The sequence below is a fragment of the Actinomyces respiraculi genome (assembly GCF_014595995.2).
GTDB lineage: Bacteria > Actinomycetota > Actinomycetes > Actinomycetales > Actinomycetaceae > Actinomyces > Actinomyces respiraculi.
The window spans coordinates 1,462,022-1,479,424 of record NZ_CP063989.1; the positions used below are offsets into that span (position 1 = coordinate 1,462,022).

General features: G+C 73.4%; 7 protein-coding genes. All 7 read left to right on the forward strand.

The window, feature by feature from the left end:
- The first annotated feature begins 10 nt into the window (after window positions 1-10).
- The 7 genes from ID810_RS06090 (at window position 11) to ID810_RS06120 (ending at window position 17,266) form a co-directional block, all read left to right on the forward strand.
- Window positions 11-655 carry an HAD family hydrolase gene (locus ID810_RS06090; RefSeq protein ID WP_166854997.1) on the forward strand — a complete coding sequence of 215 codons (645 nt, stop codon included), beginning with the start codon at window positions 11-13 and terminating at the stop codon, window positions 653-655.
- Window positions 656-660: 5 nt separating this feature from the next.
- On the forward strand, window positions 661-1,626 hold the full coding sequence (gene fmt, locus ID810_RS06095; RefSeq protein WP_166854996.1) for a methionyl-tRNA formyltransferase: 966 nt from the start codon (window positions 661-663) through the stop codon (window positions 1,624-1,626).
- Window positions 1,623-3,080, forward strand: coding sequence for an RsmB/NOP family class I SAM-dependent RNA methyltransferase (locus ID810_RS06100; RefSeq protein ID WP_166854995.1), 1,458 nt, complete (start codon window positions 1,623-1,625; stop codon window positions 3,078-3,080). The genes fmt and ID810_RS06100 overlap by 4 nt, the downstream gene beginning before the upstream one ends.
- A 44-nt stretch (window positions 3,081-3,124) precedes the next feature.
- The gene (gene rpe / locus ID810_RS06105; protein ID WP_166854994.1) at window positions 3,125-3,793 is read left to right on the forward strand and encodes a ribulose-phosphate 3-epimerase; all 669 of its coding nucleotides are present in this window, start codon (window positions 3,125-3,127) and stop codon (window positions 3,791-3,793) included.
- A gap of 347 nt (window positions 3,794-4,140) precedes the next feature.
- Window positions 4,141-6,018: an acetyl/propionyl/methylcrotonyl-CoA carboxylase subunit alpha gene (locus ID810_RS06110; protein WP_166854993.1), complete on the forward strand. Its 1,878-nt coding sequence runs from the start codon at window positions 4,141-4,143 to the stop codon at window positions 6,016-6,018.
- 102 nt (window positions 6,019-6,120) lie between these two features.
- Window positions 6,121-7,689 carry an acyl-CoA carboxylase subunit beta gene (locus tag ID810_RS06115; protein ID WP_235931440.1) on the forward strand — a complete coding sequence of 523 codons (1,569 nt, stop codon included), beginning with the start codon at window positions 6,121-6,123 and terminating at the stop codon, window positions 7,687-7,689.
- Window positions 7,690-7,768: 79 nt separating this feature from the next.
- A complete protein-coding gene (locus tag ID810_RS06120; protein WP_166855108.1) occupies window positions 7,769-17,266 on the forward strand; it encodes a type I polyketide synthase in 9,498 nt (3,165 codons plus the stop codon).
- Window positions 17,267-17,403 lie beyond the last annotated feature (137 nt).

Consider the following 17,403-nt stretch of genomic DNA (forward strand, 5'->3'; position numbering starts at 1 on the left):
AGGAGAGGACGTGGAGCGCACCAGCACCCCCGCCATCGACGCCGTCATCCTCGACTGGGGCAACGTCCTGCACCGCTGGCAGGCGCACCGGGCCGTCGAGGGCCGCATCGATCCTGCCGTGTGGGAGGAGATGACCGCCTCCGGTGAGTTCACCCGGTGGAACCTGCGGTGGGACGCCGGCGCCACCCGTGAGGAGGTCCTGGACGCCCTCGCCGCCGAGCAGCCGACGCGCCCCGACAAGGTCGAGGTCATGCGCACCTACTGGGACCACTTCGAGGACACCCTCACCGAGCCCATCCCCGGCACCGCGCCCCTTGTCAGGACGCTGCTGGACGCCGGCACCGGCGTGTACTGCCTGACGAACTTCAACCACCTGCTCTGGCGCCACGGGCAGGGACGCGTGCCCGAGCTCGCCCGCTTCGACGGCATCGTCGTCTCCGGCCGGGAACGCCTGGTCAAGCCCGGCGCCCGCATCTACCGCCTCCTGCTCGAGCGCTACGGGCTGACCGCCGAGCGCACCCTCTTCGTCGATGACTCCGCCGCCAATGTCGCCGGGGCCCGGGCCGTGGGCCTCGTCACCCACCACTTCACCACCGCCGCCGCGTTGCACGAGGACTTGGCCGCACGGGGCCTGCTGCCCGCCGCCCTAGACTGAGACCCATGCGTGTTCTCTTCGCGGGCACCCCCGAGGTCGCCCTGCCTGTGCTGCGTGCCCTCATGGACCACGAGGAGCACGACGTCGTCGGGGTCCTCACCCGGGCCGACGCCCGCCGCGGCCGCGGACGCACGCTGCACCCCTCACCCGTCGCCGCCCTCGCCCGCGAGGCAGGCCTCGACGTGCGCACCCCCACCACCCTCAAGGACGAGGACACCCAGGCCTGGGTGCGCGGCCTGGACGCGGATGTTGCCGTCGTCGTCGCCTACGGCAGGCTCGTGCCCCCCGACCTGCTCGACGTGCCCACCCACGGCTGGCTCAACCTCCACTTCTCCCTCCTGCCCGCCTGGCGCGGCGCCGCCCCCGTGCAACGCGCCCTCATGGCCGGGGACCGGGTGACGGGTGCGAGCGTCTTCCGCCTCGAGGCGGGCTTGGACACCGGACCCGTCTACGCCACGCGCACCGAGCCCGTGGGGGCGCGCGACACAGCCGGTGACCTCCTTGAGCGCCTCGCCGCCGACGGCGCCCCCCTCGTCCTCGATGTGCTCGATGCCCTGGCCCGCGGCACCGCCGTCGCCACCGCGCAGCCGGGGACGGGCGTGAGCCTCGCCCCTGTGCTCAGCCCCCGGGACGGCGACGTCGACTGGAGCCGCCCGGCCGAGCAGATCGACCACCAGGTCCGGGGCGTCACCCCCGCCCCCGGCGCCCGCACCACCTACCTCGGGCAGACCCTGCGCCTGGGCCCGCTCTCCATCGCCGACGACGCCGCCCCCACGTCCCTGGCGCCCGGCGAGCTGTACGTGACGAAGCGGGATGTCCTCGTGGGCAGCGGCACCATCCCCCTGAGACTGGGGCGGGTGGCGCCGGCAGGCAGGAGCTGGATGGAGGCCGAGGCCTGGGCCCGCGGTGCGCGCCCCGCGCCCGGCACCCGCCTCGACCGCCTCGACACTGACGGGCAGGAGCGCGCATGAGCGACCACAAGGGCGCACGAGGAGGCCGCGGCTCGGGGTCGCGCCGGCGCGAGGCGGACCCGGCGCGCCAGGTGAGTCTGGAGGTGCTCAGGCGGGTGCGTGAGGACGGCGCCTACGCCAACCTCGTCCTGCCCTCGCTGCTCGACCAGGCTCATCTCAGCCGCCGCGACGCCGGCTTCGCCACGGCCCTGACCTACGGGACCCTGCGCTTGCAGGGCCGCTACGACGCCATCATCTCGCGCTGTGTGGACCGCCCGCTGGGCCGGATCGACGGCGTGGTCCTCGATGTTCTGCGCCTGGGCGCCCACCAGCTGCTCGGTATGCGCGTGGCCACCCACGGCGCCGTCGACGCCACCGTCAACCTCGCCACCCACGCCGCCGGGCGGGGCGCCGCCGGGTTCGTCAACGCCGTGCTGCGGCGCGTGGCGGGCAAGGACCTGGACGCCTGGCTTCAGGAGATCGACGCCGATGCCCCCGACGCTCTGACCTCCCTGTCGCTTACCGAGTCCCACCCCCTGTGGGTCACCAAGGCGATGCGCCAGGCCCTCAAGGCCCACGGGCGCGAGGAGGACGAGCTCGCCGCCCTGCTCGCCGCGGACAACACCGACCCGGCCGTCGTCCTGTGCGCCCGCCCCGGCCTCATCACCCCCGAGCAGCTGGCCCGGCAGGTCGAGGCCGCCACCCGCACCGAGCCCCGTCCCGGTGACCTGAGCCCCTGCGCCCTTGTGATGGACGGAGGAGACCCCGGCCGCATTGATGCCGTGCGCCGCTCACGCGCGGGCGTGGAGGACGAGGGCTCCCAGCTCGTCGCCCTCCTGTTGTCCGAGGCCCCCCTTGAGGGCCGCGACGAGCGCTGGCTCGACCTGTGCGCCGGCCCCGGCGGCAAGGCGGCGCTGCTGGCCGCCCGCGCCGCTCAGCGCGGTGCCCGCCTGGTTGCCAACGAGGTCAGCGCGCACCGTGCCGAACTCGTGCGCTCGGCCGTGCGCGACGTGCCCGAGGGCGTGGTCGAGGTCCGCTGCGAGGATGGGCGCGACTACGGCGTGGCCGAGCCGGGCTGCTACGACCGCGTGCTCGTCGACGCCCCCTGCTCGGGACTCGGCTCCCTGCGGCGCCGCCCCGAGGCCCGCTGGCGCCGCGAGCCGAAGGACGTCACCGAGCTGGCCGACGTCCAGCGCGAGCTGCTCACCAGCGCCCTGACGGCGGTGCGCACCGGGGGAGTGGTCGCCTACGTCACCTGCTCACCGCACCTGATGGAGACCCGCCTGGTGGTCCAGGACGTCATGAGGCGCCTGGCCCGTTACGGCCACGAGGTCGAGATCCTGCACGCCGGCGATGTCGCCACCCGCGTGGCACCCGTGCCCCCGGCCGGGGCGGCTGACGAGATGCTTCAGCTGTGGCCGCACCTGGACCGTGCGGATGCCATGTTCTGCACGCTGTTGCGGCGGGTCTCCTGACCGATGAGTGCCCGCCCGTTCGTCCCGTTCATGAAGGAGCCCCGATGACCTCGTGCGTTGCGATCCACCCCTCGATCCTCAACGCCGACCAGGCACACCTGGCGGACGAGCTCGCCCGCGTTGAGGGTGCGGACGGTCTCCACCTCGACATCATGGACAACCACTTCGTCGACAACCACTTCGGCGGCCCCTCCTTCGCTCAGACGGTGCTGGAGCACACGAGCCTGCCGGTGGACGCCCACCTCATGATCGAGAACGCGGACCGCTGGGCCCCCCAGTACGCGGAGATGGGCTGCGCGATCGTCACCGCCCACATGGAGGCCACCCGGGCGCCCTTCGTTCTGGCGCGTGAGCTACACCGTCTGGGTGCGGGCGCGGGTCTGGCCCTGCGCCCGGCGACCCCGCTGAGCGCGGTCGAGGATGTCCTGGGCGAGATCGATCTGCTGCTGCTCATGACCGTTGAGCCCGGTTTCGGCGGGCAGTCCTTCATCGACCTCATGCTCCCCAAGATCGCCGCGGCACGGCGCGCCATCAGCGCCCAGAACCTCGAGCTGCGCATCCAGGTGGACGGCGGTATCAAGCGCTCGACGATTGAGCGTGCGGCCGAGGCGGGGGCCACGGTCTTCGTGGCGGGCTCGGCTGTCTACGGGGTGGAGGACGCCCTGGCGGAGATTGAGCACCTGCGTGCGCTGGCCTCCGGGCACTGCCACTGACGGGTATTGTAGGTAACATCTAAAACTCGTTCCTCATCTCCTCACTCCCTCACGCGGCGGCCCTTCCTCCCACGATTCCGCGAAACGGCGCCATCGACACAAGATGAGGGGCGCGTTTTGTGTGATGCGCACAAGTGACCCTCGGTCGGATCACCCTCTAGCGTTGAGTTGTTGCCGCGGCCGTCCCTGATCCTTGTACAGAACGTGCTGCGACGGCACTGACGGACGAACACAGCCCTCAGCGCACCGACGCTGGCACTCCCGTCCGGCCCGGAAGACCGAGAGGCCCCCTCTTTGTGGGGGGCCACGAGGATCTTCCTCAGAGCATCGAGACACAGAGGAGCACCGTGCCCACGAGAGCGACCACCAGGGTCCTTGACCGCGTCCTCATCGCCAACCGCGGCGAGATCGCCCTGCGGGTCATCCGAACCGTCCGTGACCTCGGCGGCACGTCGATCCTGCCCTACACCCCCGAGGACCTCATGTCCCCGGCCGCGGAGCTCGCCGACGAGGCCTACGCCCTGCCCGAGGGCAGCGGCTACACCGACGTCGAGGCCATCCTCGCCCTGGCCCAGCAGACCGGTGCCCAGGCCGTTCACCCCGGCTACGGATTCCTGTCCGAGAACGACGCCTTCGCTCAGGCCGTCATCGACGCCGGAATCGCCTGGATCGGCCCCAGCCCGAACGCCATGCGCGCCCTGGGGGACAAGATGAGCGCCCGCGCCACCGCCGAGAAGGCCGACGTCGCCCCCGTGCCCGGTATCACGAGCCCGGTCACCGACCCCGCCACCGTCATCGCCTTTGCCGCCGAGCACGGCTACCCCGTCGCCCTCAAGCGCACCGACGGCGGCGGTGGACGCGGCATCACCGTTATCGCCTCCGACGACGAGGCCCACAGCACCCCGGCCTTCGCCTCCGCCGCAGCCGGCGACGGCATCCTCATCCTCGAAAAGTTCGTCACCGCCGCCCGCCACGTCGAGACCCAGTGCGCCCGCGACGCCCACGGCGCCTTCGCCGTCGTCTCCACCCGCGACTGCACCCTCCAGCGCCGCAACCAGAAGCTCCTCGAGGAGGCCCCCGCCCCCTACCTGCCCGAGGGGCTCCACGACCGGCTCGTCGAGGCCTCCCGCCGCCTGCTCGAGACCGTCGACTACGTCGGCGTCGCCACCTGCGAGTTCCTGCTCACCCCCGAGGGGGACCTGTGGTTCCTCGAGGTCAACCCCCGCCTGCAGGTCGAGCACTGCGTCTCCGAGGAGGTCACCGGCACCGACCTGGTTGAGACCCAGCTGCGCATCGCCGCCGGAGGCGACCTTGGCGAGGTCCCCGAGGTGCGCGGGCACTCGATCGAGCTGCGCGTCACCTGTGAGGACCCGGCGGCGGGCATGGCCCCCTCAACCGGCACCATCACCCGCCTGCGCTGGCCCGCCGGCCCCGGCATCCGCATCGAGTCCGGCGTGGTCGAGGGCGACGTCGTCACCCCGCTCTTCGACCCCATGCTCGCCAAGATCGTCGTCACCGGCGCCACTCGCGAGCAGGCCCTCGCCCGCGCCCGCCGCGCCCTGCGCGAGACCGTCGTCGAGGGCGTCACCGTCTGCACCGCCCTGCACGAGCACGTCCTGGCGCGCCCCGAGCTCACCGGTCCTGACGCCGCGGGCGGTCTGGGCGTCACCACCCGCTGGATTGAGAGCTCCGTCCTGCCCGAGCTCGCCGCCCCGGCCGGCGCCACCGTGCCTGTCGTCGGCGAGCTCCTGGCCGCGGACACCAGTGCCGACGGCTCTTGGCGCACCCGCTCGACCTATGTCATCGAGCTCAACGGCCGTCGCCTGAGCCTGACCCTGCCCGACGGCATCCTCGGCGGACCCGGAGCCCGGCCGGGCATCGGCTCGCGCCCCCACCGGGCCCCCCAGCCACTGCGCTCGCGCTCACGCGCCCGCAGCGCCCTCGCCGTCGACGGCGGGGCCCTGGCCCTCGACGGCGTCATCGCCGCCCCCATGCAGGCGATCGTCACCCGCATCTGCGTTGAGCCGGGCGAACGTGTCCACGAGGGCGATCTCCTCGTGGTCCTGGAGTCCATGAAGATGGAGAACTACGTGCACGCGCCCCATGACGGCGTGGTTGAGGCCGTTGATGTCAGCGCCGGCCAGACCGTGAGTGCCGGCGCGGAGCTGCTGCGCCTGGCCGGGGCGTCGACCGGTACGCCGAGCACTGAGGCCAAGGAGGACTGAGTCATGACCACCACCGCCACCCCCGGCACGCCCAGCACGCCCGGCACCATGCCCACCACCACCGTGCCCACGATCGTGGGCTCCCTGCCCCTGGAGCAGACGATGGCCGGCTCACCGGTCACCGAGTCCTTCCGCCACAGCGCCGAGCGCATTGCCCGCGCCGCTGAGGACAAGGCCGCCGCCCGCCAGCACGCCAAGGGCAAGCAGACCGCCCGTGAGCGCATCGACGCCCTGCTCGACCCCTCCACCTTCCTCGAGATCGGCCGTTACACCGGCTCCGGGTCGGGGCAGCGGGCCCGCCCCAGCGGCGTCGTCACCGGCTTCGGCCAGATCGACGGCCGCCAGGTGGCCGTCTACTCCCAGGACTTCTCCGTCTCCGGCGGTGCACTGGGCACAGTCGAGGGCGACAAGATCGTCGGCCTGCTCGACGACGCCCTGCGCCTGCAGATCCCGGTCATCGGCCTCATCGACTCCGGCGGCGCCAAGATCCAGGAGGGGGTTGCGGCCCTGCGCCAGTACGGGCGTATCTTCAACCGCACCTGCGCCGCCTCCGGGCTCGTGCCCCAGATCAGCGTCATCCTCGGCCCCTGCGCCGGCGGCGCGGTCTACAGCCCGGCCCTGACCGACTTCGTCATCGCCACCCGCGAGGCCTCCCACATGTTCGTCACCGGCCCCGACGTCGTGCGCGCCGTCACCGGTGAGCGCATCAGTGCCGAGGACCTGGGCGGGGCCGACATCCACGGCTCGGTCACTGGTGTTGTCCACTACGTCGCCGAGGACGAGGCCGACGCCCTGGCCCAGGTGCGCACCCTGCTGGCCTACCTGCCCTCCTGCGCCGCCCAGGAGGCCCCCCGCTACGCCTACGACGACGCCGACCGTGTCCAGGACTCCCTGTCCGCCGCCGGCGTCGGCGCCCTCGTGCCCGCCTCCACCCGCCAGGCCTACGACGTCGTCGACGTCGTCTCCGCCCTGGTCGACCACGGCGAGCTCGTCCAGGTCCAGGAGGACTTCGCCGCCAACGTCGTCATCGGCTTCGCCTGCTTCGAGGGACGGCCCGTGGGCGTGGTCGCCAACCAGCCGATGGTCGACGCCGGCACCCTGGACGTCGACGCCTCCGAGAAGCTCGCCCGCTTCGTGCGCTTCTGCGACGCCTTCGGCCTGCCGGTGGTCACCTTCGTGGACGTGCCCGGTTACCGTCCCGGTGCCGAGCAGGAGCACGCGGGCATCATCCGCCGAGGCGCGAAGGTCATCAACGCCTACGCCACCGCCACCGTCCCACTCGTCACCGTCGTCCTGCGCAAGGCCTACGGCGGCGCCTACATCGTCATGGGTTCCAAGGCGATCGGCGCCGACCTCAACTTCGCCTGGCCGGGTGCGGAGATCGCCGTGCTCGGTGCCGCGGGCGCCGTCGGCATCATCCACCGCCGTGATCTGGCGCGAGTGCGCGACGAGCAGGGCGAACAGACCGCCGCCGCCGAGCAGGAGCGGCTGATCCGCGAGTACGAGGACAGCGTCATCAACCCGGACAGGGCCGTCGCCATCGGCGAGATCGACGCCGTCATCGCCCCCGAGGACACCCGCACCGTCATCGTCGACTCCTTGGCGGCCCTGGCGGCCAAGCGGGACGCGGCGCACGCGGACGGCAAGAAGCACGACAACGGTCCTCTGTGACCACCCGCGCAAGCACAAGGACACGAGGACACCCATGACCACCCCGACCGGCAACCAGACCCCGACGACTGAGGACCGCATGAGCAGCCAGCCCACCACCACCCGCACCACGACGGCCGACCGCCTCACTCAGGGCGAGCCCTACGTCCTCACCTTCGGAGGACAGGCCACCCCGTGGCGCCAGACCCTCAGCGAGCTGGTCGGCACCGACCGCGACCTGGCCGCCCGCCTCGTCGCCATCGACGAGGCCGTCTCGCAGCGCCTGGCCCCCGTGGCCACCGACCTGCTCGTCGTCACCCCGCGCGGTGCGCGCCTGCTCGACGACGCGGCCGCCCCCCTCGCCCCCACCACCACCAGCGCCGACACCGCCGACCTCTCCGTCCCCGGCATCCTCATGGCCCAGCACGCCGCCCTCGCGGGTCTGCCGGCCGCCGGCGTCGACGTCCTGGGCTCCGCCGCCCCCGCGCGGGTAATCGGCCACTCCCAGGGTGTGCTCGGCGTCGCCCTCCTGCAGGCCCTGGCCGCCGCCGACGGCGAGGCCACCGCCCCGTCCGTCATCGATGTCCACGCCCTGGCACGTCTCATCGGCGCGGCCGCCGCCCGCACCACCCAGCGCCTGGGCATGGGTCCGGCCGGTGAGTCGACGCCGATGCTGTCGGTGCGCGGCGTCACCCGCGACGTCCTGAACGCCGTCCTCGCCCGGGTCCCGGGCCTGGCCGGTGAGCACGCGGTCACCGTGGGCGTCGCCAACGGTCGTCTGGCCCACATCCTCTCCGGCCGCCCCGCCGACCTCGAGCGGGTCGTCACCGCCCTTGAGAAGGCGGCGGCACGCTCGGCCGAGGACCGCAAGGAGCGTCGCCGCGGCGGCGCCGTCCTTGCCCCCGTCACCGAGTTCATCGCCACCTCCGTGCCCTTCCACACCCCCCTGCTCACGCAGGCCGTCACCGACACGGTGGCCTGGGCCGAGCGCTGCGGCATCGACACGGACCTCGCCCGTGACCTCGCCATCGCCGTCCTCACCGACCCCGTCGACTGGCCGGGCGTCGTCACCGCCGCCCTGTCCGATGCCGGTGGCGCCCGCCTCGTCCTGGACCTGGGCCCCGGCACCGTCCTCGTGCGCCTGACTGAGGGCGTCGTCGCCGGCACCGGCACGAGCGTCGTCGCCGCCGGGACCGCCAAGGCCCTGGACGACCTCGACCGCCCCGGGGCGGTGCCCGCCCAGCCCGTGGACCGTTCCCGCTTCGCGCCGGGCCTGACCCGCCTGCCCGACGGCCGCCTCACCCTGTCCACCGCCTTCACCCGCCTGACCGGCCGCTCCGCCGTCCTGCTGGCGGGCATGACGCCGACGACCGTGGACGCCGAGATCGTCGCGGCGGCCGCCAACGCCGGGTACTGGGCCGAGCTCGCCGGCGGCGGGCAGGTCACCGCCACCGTCCTGGCCGACAACCTCGCCTCCCTGGAGAAGCAGCTCGAACCCGGGCGCACGGCCGCCTTCAACGCCATGTTCATGGACCGCTACCTGTGGAACCTCCAGCTGGGCACGCAGCGCCTGCTGTCCAAAGCCCGCGGCGCCGGCACCCCCATCGACGGCATCGTCATCTCCGCGGGCATCCCCGAGCTCGACGAGGCCCTCGAGCTCATCGAGCGCCTGCACGCCGAGGGCTTCCCCTACATCGCCTTCAAGCCCGGCACCGTCGACCAGATCCGCCAGGTCATCGCCATCGCCACGGCGGCCCCCGACGTCCAGGTCATCATGCAGGTCGAGGACGGCCACGCCGGTGGCCACCACTCGTGGGAGGACCTGGACACGATGCTCCTGGCCACCTACGACGCCGTGCGCGCCCACGACAACCTCGTCCTCGTCGTCGGCGGCGGCATCGGCACCCCCGAGAAGGCCGCCCGCTACCTCACCGGCACCTGGGCCCGCCGCTACGGCACCGCCGACGCCCCTGTCGACGGCGTCATGGTCGGCACCGCAGCCATGACGGCCCTGGAGGCCAGGACCAACGAGGACGTCAAGCAGCTGCTCGTCGCCACCCCCGGTATCACCGAGGGCACCGAGGGCGCCGTCGACGGCTGGGTCGCCTCCGGCGCCTCCGCGGGCGGCATGACCTCCGGCCTGTCGCACCTGCGTGCCGACCTGTACGAGATCGACAACTCCTCCGCCCGCGCCGCCCGCCTCATCCAGGCCGTCGCCGGTGACGAGGAGGCCGTGTCCGCCCACCGCGACGAGCTCATCGAGGCCATGGCCAAGACCGCCAAGCCCTACTTCGGCGACGTCGACTCCATGACCTACCTTGAGTGGCTCACCCGCTACGCCGAGCTCGTCGTCTCCCCCCACGAGGGGCGGCCGGCCACCGAGGCCGACTGGATGGACGAGGGCTGGTACGACCGCTTCCTCGACATGCTCCACCGCGTCGAGGCCCGCCTGAGCGCGGCCGACCACGGCGAGATCCCCACCCTGTTCGCCGACCACGCCGCCGTCTTCGACTCCGACGCCGCCCTGGCCGCCATCGCTGAGCGCTACCCGGCCGCCGCCACGACGCTCGTTGAGCCCGCCGACGCCGCCTGGTTCGTCGACCTGTGCGCCAAGCACCCCAAGCCCTGCCCCTTCGTGCCCGTTCTCGACGCGGACATCCTGCGCCGCTGGGGCCAGGACTCCCTGTGGCAGTCCCAGGACCCGCGCTACACGGCCGACCAGGTGCGCATCATCCCCGGCCCGGTCGCCGTCGCCGGCATCACCACCGTCAACGAGCCCATCGGCCACCTGCTGGGCCGCTTCGAGGCCGCCGCCGTCGAGGCCGTCCAGTCCTCCGGCACCGCCGAGCGCACCGCCGCCGGGCGCCTGGGTGCTTCCGCCCCGGCCGTGGCTGCCGAGCCGGTCAAGGATGCCACCGAGCTCGTGCGCTCGGCCCCGCACGTCCTGTGGAACGGTCACCTCACCGTCAACCCGGCGCGCGTGCTTGAGGACGACGCCTACGACGTCGTCCACCGTCCCGACGTCGCCGAGGACGCCTACGACCTCGACATCCACCTCGACACCCACTGGGACGCCATGCCCGGCGGCGAGGCCATCCACGCGGTGCGCCGCCTCGTCGTGCCCCTGCGCCTGGCGGCCGCCTGGGACGGCGCCGCCCCGCTCGTTGACCCCACGCGGATCAGCGAGACGATGAACGAGCTGCTGCGCCGCACCGCCGGCGTCGGCTCCATCTCCGCCGCGGGTGACCGCATCGAGGCCCTGCCCGAGGTCGTCCCCGCCGTCTGGGGTGCCACCGACGCGCTCGGCCGCACCGTCACGCAGCCCTTCGGCACCGTCCACGACGCCTTCACCCTGGCCGCCACCCTCGGTGTCGACCACGCCGCCGTCACCGCCGACGCCCTGCCGGCGGGCCTGACCCCGGCCGGACTCGTGCCCGACGCCCTGCTCGGCCCGTGCTGGCCCACCGTGTACGCCGCCCTGGGCTCCGTCGTGGAGGACGGCATGCCGCTCATCGAGGGACTGCTCGGCGCCGTCCACCTCGACCACACCGTCGACCTGCACCGCTCGCTGGCGGAGCTGGCCCAGTGGGCCGGCCCCGATGCCCGGGTGAAGGTCGACGGCTGGGTGGCCGCCCTGGAGGAGTCCAGCGCCGGACGCGTGGTCGACGTGCGCCTGCAGCTGACCGATGCCTCGCAGGGCGAGCGTGCCGGTGAGGTCATCGCCCTCATGCGTGAGCGCTTCGCCATCCGCGGTCGCGCCCACGGCACCGCCGTGCCCTCCACCCCCGAGACCGCCGGCGGCACCGGCCGCGAGATCGAGCCCGCCGCCCGCCGTCTGCTGCGCCGCCTGCGGGTCACGGCCCCCTCGGACATGACGGCCTTCGCCCGCGTATCGGGCGACTACAACCCCATCCACACGAGCTACCACGCGGCGAAGGTCGCCGGTATGCAGGCGCCGCTCGTCCACGGCATGTGGCTGTCGGCCACCGCCGAGCAGGCTGCCGCATCCACCGACGTCGACGGCGCCCACCACGTGCTCGCCGGCTGGACCTACGTCATGCTCGGCACCGTCGACCTGGAGGACGTCGTCGAGATCTCCGTTGAGCGCACGGGCCTCGTGCGCGGCGGCGGCTACGCCCTGGAAGTCACCTGCCGCAAGGGCGATGAGGTCGTCTCCCGGGGTACCGCCGTCACCGTGCCCGAGCCCACCGCCTACGTCTTCCCCGGCCAGGGCATCCAGGCCCAGGGCATGGGGCTGGACGAGATGAACGTCTCGCGGGCCGCCCGCGAGGTGTGGGAGCGTGCCGACGCACACACCCGCGCCGAGCTCGGCTTCTCCGTCATCAACCTCGTGCGGGACAACCCCACCGAGATGACGGCTCGCGGCACCACCTACCGCCACCCCGAGGGTCTGCTCAACCTCACCCAGTTCACGCAGGTCGCCCTGGCGACCGTCGCCATGGCCACCGTGGCCAGGCTGGAGGAGGCCGGCGCCCTGGTCGAGGACGCCGCCTTCGCCGGCCACTCGCTGGGCGAGTACACGGCGCTGAGCGCCTACGGCCGGGTCATGCCGGTCGAGACGACGATCTCCATCGTCTTCCAGCGCGGCTCCACGATGCACGGCCTGGTCGAGCGCGACGACAACGGCGCCTCGAACTACCGCATGGGTGCCCTGCGCCCGGTCATGGCGGGCATCCACGCCGAGGACGTTGAGTCCTACGTCGCCGGCATCGCCGCGGATTCGGGCGAGTTCCTGCAGATCGTCAACTACAACCTCGCCGGCCAGCAGTACGCGGTTGCGGGCACCATCAAGGGTCTGGAGGCGCTGGCTGAGGACTCGCGCGCCCGGGCCGAGGCCCGTGGGGCCAAGAACCCCTTCATGTACGTGCCGGGCATCGACGTGCCCTTCCACTCCGAGGTGCTGCGCCCGGGCGTGCCCGAGTTCCGTGAGCGGCTGCTCGCCCTCATCCCGCAGGACCTGGACCACGAGCGGCTCATCGGCCGCTACGTGCCCAACCTTGTGGCCCGCCCCTTCGCCCTGACCCGGGACTTCGCCGAGTCGGTGCTGGCGGTCGTGCCCTCCCAGCCGCTGCGCGAGGCGCTGGCCGACTGGCAGGCGCGCCTGGAGCATCCGCGTGAGCTCGCCCGCCTGCTGCTCGTCGAGCTCCTGGCCTGGCAGTTCGCCTCCCCGGTGCGCTGGATCGAGACCCAGGACGTGCTCTTCAGCTCCCCGGCCAAGGGCGGGCTGGGCATCGAGCACCTCGTCGAGGTGGGCCTGGCGGCCTCCCCGACGCTGGCGAACATGGCGGCGCGCACGCTGCTCCTGCCGACCTACGCCGACCGCAAGGTCGTCGTGCACAACGCCCGCCGTGACGAGTCGCGCGTCCTGGCCACGGACACCGACCCGGCGGTTGAGGAGGTCATGGACAACGCCCTGCCCGGTGCTGACACGTCGGCCGCCGCGCCTGCGGCTCCGGCCGCCCCGTCCGCGGACGCTGCTGCCTCGGCCCCTGAGCCGGTTGCTGCGTCGACCTCCGAGCCGACCGCCGTCGAGACGGCACCTGCCGCCCCGGTCGAGGCCGCCGTCGCCTCAGGACCGGTGCAGGACCTGCCCTTCGGCGCCACGGACGCCCTCACCGTCCTGCTCGCCTACGCCGCCCGCCTGGCCCCCGACCAGATCGGTGCCACCGACACGACCGAGACCCTCACCAACGGCGTGTCCTCCCGGCGCAACCAGCTCCTCATGGACCTGGGCACCGAGCTCCAGCTCGCCTCCATCGACGGGGCCGCGGACGCCGACATGCCCTCCCTGGCGGCCATCGTCGCCAAGGGCGCCCCCGGCTACAAGCCCTTCGGCCCCGTGCTCACCGACGCAATCCGCTCGGGCCTGGGCCGTCTGCTCGGCCCCTCGGGCGTGCGCGCCACCCGTGTGGCCGAGCGTGTGACGGGCACGTGGGCCCTGGGCGAGGGCTGGGTCTCCCACGTCACCGCCACCCTGTTCCTGGGCACCCGCGAGGGCTCCTCCGTGCGCGGCGAGGACCTGGCGACCCTGGGTACCTCCGCGCCGCTGGGTTCGGCCGGGGCCGTGGATGCCCTCATCGACAAGGCCGTCCAGGTGGTCGCCGCCGAGCACGGTGTCGCCGTCGCCAAGCCCTCCGCCGGTGGTGGCGCAGGCGGGGCCGTCGTGGACTCCGCCGCCCTGGACGCCTTCAGCGAGAGCGTCACCGGCCAGGCCGGCGTGCTGGCGACGACGGCACGCACCCTCCTTGATGCCCTCGGTCTGGCGGCCCCCGCAGGCGCCAGCGCCGAGACACTCGCCGAGGAGGCCGCGGACTCCGCGGCCACGCAGGCCCTGGTCGCCGCCGTCGACGCCGAGCTGGGCTCCGGCTGGCTCGCCTCCGTCACCCAGGCCTTCGACCCGCGCCGCGCCGTGCTCATCGACGACCGCTGGGCCACCGCCCGTGAGGACCTGGCACGCCTGGGCACCGGTGAGACGACGCTGTCGCAGGCCCGCGAGCGCCTGAACCCCGAGCGCTTCATCGGCCTCGGACAGGCCGTGGCCGACCAGGCCGCCTGGTGGGCGCAGCGTCTCGAGGTCGAGGGCCAGCCTGAGCGCGCCGCCCTGGCCCGAGCCATCAGCCAGGCCGCCCGGACGGCACCGGCGCCCGGTTCCGCGCAGGTGCGCTGGGCCGACGACGTCGCCGTCGTCACCGGCGTGGCACCCGGCTCCATCGCCGCAGCGGTGGTCGGCGAGCTCCTGGCGGGAGGCGCCACGGTCATCGCGACCGCCTCGCGCCTGACTCACGAGCGCCTGGCCTTCGCCACCACGCTCTACCGCGAGCACGCCTCGGCCGGGGCCCGGCTGTGGATCGCCCCGGCCAACCTTGCCTCCTACCGCGACGTCGACGCACTGGCCGAGTGGATCGGGCACGACGAGGTCGTCACCTCCGGCGGGACCTCCACCCTCGTCAAGGAGGCCCTGGTCCCGACCCTCCTGTTCCCCTTCGCGGCGCCCCGTGTCTCCGGCACGCTGGCAGACGCCGGCCCCGAGGCCGAGTCCCAGACGCGCCTGCTGCTGTGGAGCGTCGAGCGGACCATCGCGGCGCTGTCCGCCATCGGCACGGACACGCACGTCGACCACCGTCTGCACGTCGTGCTGCCGGGCTCGCCCAACCGCGGGACCTTCGGCGGCGACGGCGCCTACGGTGAGGTCAAGTCCGCCCTGGACGCCGTGGTCAACCGCTGGTCCTCCGAGCGCACCTGGGCGCAGCGCGTGACGCTCGCCCACCCGCGCATCGGCTGGGTGCGCGGCACCGGCCTCATGGGTGGCAACGATCCGCTCGTCGCCGCGGTCGAGGCCGTCGGCGTGCGCACGTGGGCCACCGAGGAGATCGCTGCCGAGCTCGTCGCCCTGTGCAGCGCCGAGGTGCGTGCCGTCGCGACCCAGGCCCCGGTGGACGCCGACCTCACCGGCGGTCTCGGCGCCGACGTCGACCTCGTGGCCCTGCGGGAGAACGCCGCCGCGCCGCGGGCCGCCTCGGATGAGCAGGCGCAGACCCCGGTCACCGTGCCGGCCCTGCCGACGCCTGCCACCCCTCTCCAGCCGACCGCCCCCGACTGGGGCGAGGTCACCACGGACCTGGAGGACATGGTCGTCATCATCTCCACCGGCGAGGTCTCCACCTGGGGCACCGCCCGTACCCGCCGCGAGGCCGAGCTGGGCATGAGCGGCGGCGAGGACGTTGAGCTCACCGCCGCGGGCGTCCTCGAGCTCGCCTGGGGCATGGGCCTGCTCACCTGGCAGGACTCGCCCACGGCCGGCTGGTACGACGCCGACGGCGAGCTCGTCGGTGAGGACGAGATCTATGAGCGCTACCGCGACGAGGTGGTCGCCCGCTGCGGCATCCGCCAGTTCACCGACGACGGGGTCATCGCCCCCGACGCGGAGATCGACGTCTCGGTCTACCTCGACACCGACATCACCCTGAGCGTGCCGGACGAGGCCACCGCCCGCACCGTGGCGCAGGCCGATCCCGAGCACACGCTCATTGCCCCCGACCCCGAGACGGGGGAGTGGACGGTCACGCGACTGGCCGGCTCCCTCGTGCGCGTGCCGCGCCGGGCGGCGCTCTCGCGCACCGTCGGCGGCCAGATGCCCACGGGCTTCGACCCGCGCCGCTGGGGCATCCCCGCCTCGATGGTCGAGGGCATGGACACGATCGCCTCGTGGAACCTCGTGACGGCGGTCGAGGCCTTCCTCGCGGCCGGCTTCACCCCCGCCGAGCTCCTCCAGGCCGTCCACCCCTCCGACGTCGCCTCGACGCAGGGCACGGGCTTCGGCGGCATGGAGTCGATGCGCAAGATGTTCGTCGGCCGGCTCCTGGACGAGGAGCGTCCCAGCGACATCCTCCAGGAGGCGCTGCCCAACGTCGTGGCCGCACACGTCATGCAGTCCTACGTCGGCGGCTACGGCTCGATGGTCCAGCCGGTCTCGGCCTGCGCCACCGCCGCGGTCTCGGTTGAGGAGGGCTTCGACAAGATCGCGCTCGGCAAGGCGGACGTTGTCGTCGCCGGCGCCATCGACGACATCTCGATCGAGTCGGTGGTCGGATTCGGCAATATGAACGCCACCGCCGAGGCGTCCGCCATGCGTGCCAAGGGCATCTCCGACCGCCACTTCTCGCGGGCCAACGACCGTCGCCGCGGCGGCTTCGTCGAGGCCGAGGGCGGCGGCACGGTCATCCTGGCCCGCGCCAGCGTGGCCCTGCGCATGGGCCTGCCCGTGGCGGGTGTGCTCGGCTTCGTCTCCTCCTACGCCGACGGCGCCCACACCTCCATCCCCGCCCCGGGCCTGGGCGCCCTGGGTGCCGGGCGCGGTGGTGCGGGCTCGCGCCTGGCCAAGGCGCTGCGCGCCCTGGGCGTGGAGGCGGACGACATCGCCGTGGTGTCCAAGCACGACACGTCCACCAACGCCAATGACCCCAACGAGTCCGAGCTGCACACGCGCCTGGCCAGGGCGCTGGGGCGCACCGAGGGCAACCCGCTCGTGGCCGTGTCGCAGAAGTCGGTGACCGGTCACGCCAAGGGCGGTGCGGCACTCTTCCAGATCGCGGGCCTGACCGAGGTCCTGGCCACGGGCATCGCGCCCGGTAACGCCAGTCTCGACGTCGTGGACGCCCCGCTGGCCAGGGATGCCTTCTGGGTGTGGCCGCGCACGCCGATCTCGCTGCCCACGCGCGGCGGCGTGGTGCGTGCGGGCATGCTCACAAGCCTGGGCTTCGGGCACGTCTCCGGCCTCATCGCCATCGTCCACCCGGGAGCCTTCGAGGCGGCCGTGCGCAAGGAACACGGTGAGCAGGCGGTCCAGGAGTGGCTCGCCTCGGCGAACCGGCGCCTGGCCCAGGGCTCGCGCCGTCGTCGAGCCGGCATGATCGGCCGGGCCTCGCTCTTCGAGCCCGTTGAGGGCCGTCGCCTGGGCGACAGGACGGGCTTGCGCGACCCGCACGAGGTGGAGGCCGCCATGCTGCTCGACCCCGCGGCCCGCCTGGGCGCCGACGGCGCCTACCACACCGGGGAGGCCACCGGTCAGGAGGGCTGAGCGGGTGCGACCCGGCCTGTGACGCCAGCGTCTGGGCGGCGGCTCCCTCAGGGGAGCCGCCGCCCCGGGTACTGACCCGCCCTCCGCTCCGCGCGAGACCGAGCGGCGTCCGGTAGGAGCACGTGGTGTGGCGCACC

Excerpts from the sequence above, each read along its gene's own strand:
- rpe (WP_166854994.1), top strand. The coding sequence starts at position 3,125 with ATGACCTCGTGCGTTGCGATCCACCCCTCGATCCTCAACGCCGACCAG.
- ID810_RS06100 (WP_166854995.1), top strand. The coding sequence starts at position 1,623 with ATGAGCGACCACAAGGGCGCACGAGGAGGCCGCGGCTCGGGGTCGCGC.
- fmt (WP_166854996.1), top strand. The coding sequence starts at position 661 with ATGCGTGTTCTCTTCGCGGGCACCCCCGAGGTCGCCCTGCCTGTGCTG.
- ID810_RS06115 (WP_235931440.1), top strand. The coding sequence starts at position 6,121 with ATGGCCGGCTCACCGGTCACCGAGTCCTTCCGCCACAGCGCCGAGCGC.
- ID810_RS06120 (WP_166855108.1), top strand. The coding sequence starts at position 7,769 with ATGAGCAGCCAGCCCACCACCACCCGCACCACGACGGCCGACCGCCTC.